The organism is Bradyrhizobium sp. (genome assembly GCF_035273305.1).
Lineage (GTDB): Bacteria > Pseudomonadota > Alphaproteobacteria > Rhizobiales > Xanthobacteraceae > Bradyrhizobium.
Genome location: NZ_DATEPI010000253.1, coordinates 1 through 2,855, shown reverse-complemented (window position 1 = coordinate 2,855; position 2,855 = coordinate 1). Strand labels below are relative to the sequence as shown.

The following is a 2,855-nucleotide window of genomic DNA, read 5'->3' as shown; positions in this document are numbered from 1 at the left end:
AACGATCAGGCCGATCCGCGTTTTCTTCAGAACCAGCAACAGCCCGACGAAAATCGCGACCGATACCAGCAGCATGAACATCTTGTAGGCTGGATAATTGGTGGAGAAGATCGTGAACGCCGGAAAATCCAGCAGCGCCGGAACGCGAAAGTCGAGCGGGCTCTTGCCCCAGATGATCTGCACGACTTCCTCGATCACGAACGCAAGCCCGAAGGTGAACAGCAGTTCGGCCACATGGCCGTTCCTGTGGACCCGACGCAACCCGAAGCGTTCGACGCCAGCCCCGAGCGCGCCAGCCAGCAAAGGCGCAATCAGCAGCGCCGGCCAGAACCCGAACCAGCGACTGATCTGAAAGCCGAAGAACGCGCCGAGCATGTAAAAGCTGGCATGCGCGAAATTGAGCACGCCAAGCATGCTGAAAATGACGGTTAGCCCGCTCGCCATCAGGAACAGCAGCATGCCGAACAGCACGCCGTTGAGTGTGGATATGACGATCAGTTCAAGCACGACACACCGCCGAGATTAGGAGACGCATCCGCCCCAACGTCCGGGGCGGATGAGCCTACGCATACGAGCGCTCAGTTCGGCCGTTCCATCTTGCAGGTGGTAGGCAGCACGGTCGCGGGAGTATCGATCTTCGCGACCAGCTTCCATCCCCAGCCGGTCTTCTCTTCGTCGAACGGCTCCTTTTCGGTGCGCTCTCCGAGCGAAGAAATATAGATCGGCTGGAAGAACTGGTGATCGTCCTTGCGCATGTAGCCCTTGCCGCCGTCGAACACCTCGACTTCCATGCCTTCGAGCGCAAGCGCGACCTTGATCGGATCGATCGACTTGGCTTTGTCGGCTGCGGCCGCCAGCATGCGCATTTCGTTGACGGCGCGCGGGTAGAACAGGCTGAAGTCGTACTTGGCCCGGAGCGCCTTCTCGAACTCCTGCGATGACGGGTGATCGAGATTAGGGATACCTTCGCCGACCTGGAACACCTGATGGTTCAGGTTGGCCTGCTTGACCGCGGTCGGGCCGCCGGTGCCGCCGGCATAATAGGTATACCAATTCACTTTCAGGCCGGCATCAGCAGCCGCTTTCAGCAGCAGGGCGAAATCCTGGCCCCAGTTGCCGGTTACGACGGTGTCGGCACCCGATGCCTTGATCTTGGCGATGTAGGGCGCGAAATCCGTGATCTTTAGCAGCGGATGAAGTTCGTCACCGACGATCTTGATATCCGGCCGCTTGGCCGCCAGCATCGCCTTGGCGCTGGAGCGAACGGATTCGCCGAACGAGTAATCCTGGTTGATCAGATAGACATTTTTGATCGAAGGCACCGTCTTCATGTAATTGGTCAGCGCCTCCATCTTGATGTCGGAGTTCGCATCCCAGCGGAAATGCCAGAAGCTGCATTTCGCGTTGGTCAGGACGGGATCGACCGCGGCGTAATTGAAGTAAAGAACTTCCTTGCCCGGATTGCGCTCGTTGTATTTGGTGACGAAGTCGGACAATGCGCCGGCGACCGACGAGCCGTTGCCCTGGGTGAGGAATCGCACGCCGCTGTCGATAGCTTTTTGCGCCTGGATCAGGCTTTCCTGTGGATTGGTCTTGTTGTCGAACGGGACGATTTCGACCTTCTTGCCCTGGATGCCGCCCTTTGCATTGAGCTCGTCAGCAAGAAACTGGAATGTCTTCAGGCCGACTTCGCCGACGCTGGCGCCGCCGCCCGACAATGGATCGATATAACCTATTTTTAGCGTCTCCTGCGCCATTGCGGCTCCGCCGAACATTGGCAGCGCCAAGGCCGCAGCTATCACGAGTTTACGCATATCATTCCTCCCTGAGTTTGCGTTTCTTGAGTGTTGTCGGAGAGTCCGGGCGCTGGAATGGCTCAGATTTCCGTAATCCCGCGGCCCTTTAACCGGCAACGATTGTGGGCCAACGGTCGCAAACCCGCAAGTCCGCTGGGCTACGGGTACAAGCGGAGCGACTGGCTTAATTTGCTTGCAGAAATAGGGCCATGTGTGAATAGGGGCGTCCGGCTTACCAATGAGGCTATGTGTCACGGGCCGGTTTTTCGCGCGCGGGTTAATGCGCGAAACCCAGCCTCATCTCACGACGACTTAGTTGCGCGCCGGTGAGCGGTTTTACCGAGATCGACCGCCATAGCCGCTATCAGCGGCTTCATGAAATACGCGCCGTTGGCAGGAAAAATATCGGCTCGCAATCCGTGCGATTGAAGTTCGCTGGAAACGACGGGACCGACCGAAGCGATGCGCGTCCGTTCCAACCCATCGCGCAGGCGACCTTCGCAACCATGGGCTTGCGCGACCTCGATCAAGCGGCGCACCTGGCCTGAACTCGTCAACGCAATCGCGTCTATTCGGCCCTCCGCCATTTCGTTCACCGCGATGAGGATATTGGCGTCTGCTGATTGCGCGTCATAAACGTAGGGCGCGACACTATCGAGTTCTGCGCCTTGGGCGGTGATCGCTTCAATCAGTGCGCTGTGCTCCTTATCGGGATATAGCTGCAAGCCGACGCGGTGCCCCCTGAGGTCGATCAGCGACAGCATCTCCGCAATGCCTTCGGAGGTTGGTTTTTGCGTGGTGGCGTGCGGCTCAAGCCCGATCTCGCGCAGCGCCCGGCCGGGCTTGGGACCCCGGGCATAGGTCCGCGCCTTCCCGAGTGCGTCGATAAAGGCTGGTTCGACATTCATGCGTCGAGCGGCTTTGAGCAGGCGCCGCAGCCCTTCGCCGGTGGTCAGCACAAGCTCGTCGCAAGGCCTTTCGATGAAGCGCCGGATCCAGGCTTCAATCGGCGCTGCATCCGGCGCGTCGCGGATGATGAGGATCGGGCATTGCAGCACA

At 59.2% G+C, this 2,855-nt stretch carries 3 protein-coding genes; all 3 read right to left on the bottom strand.

Annotation, left to right across the window (positions count from 1 at the left end):
- The coding region (locus tag VJV58_RS17055; RefSeq protein WP_324138541.1) for a branched-chain amino acid ABC transporter permease at positions 1 to 507 on the bottom strand (507 nt) is incomplete at its 3' end.
- Between the two features lie 71 nt (positions 508 to 578).
- The gene (locus VJV58_RS17050; RefSeq protein ID WP_324138540.1) at positions 579 to 1,814 is read right to left on the bottom strand and encodes a branched-chain amino acid ABC transporter substrate-binding protein; all 1,236 of its coding nucleotides are present in this window, start codon (positions 1,812 to 1,814) and stop codon (positions 579 to 581) included.
- 284 nt (positions 1,815 to 2,098) lie between these two features.
- Positions 2,099 to 2,855 (bottom strand): uroporphyrinogen-III synthase (locus VJV58_RS17045; protein ID WP_324138539.1); only part of this gene is annotated, 757 nt, incomplete at its 5' end.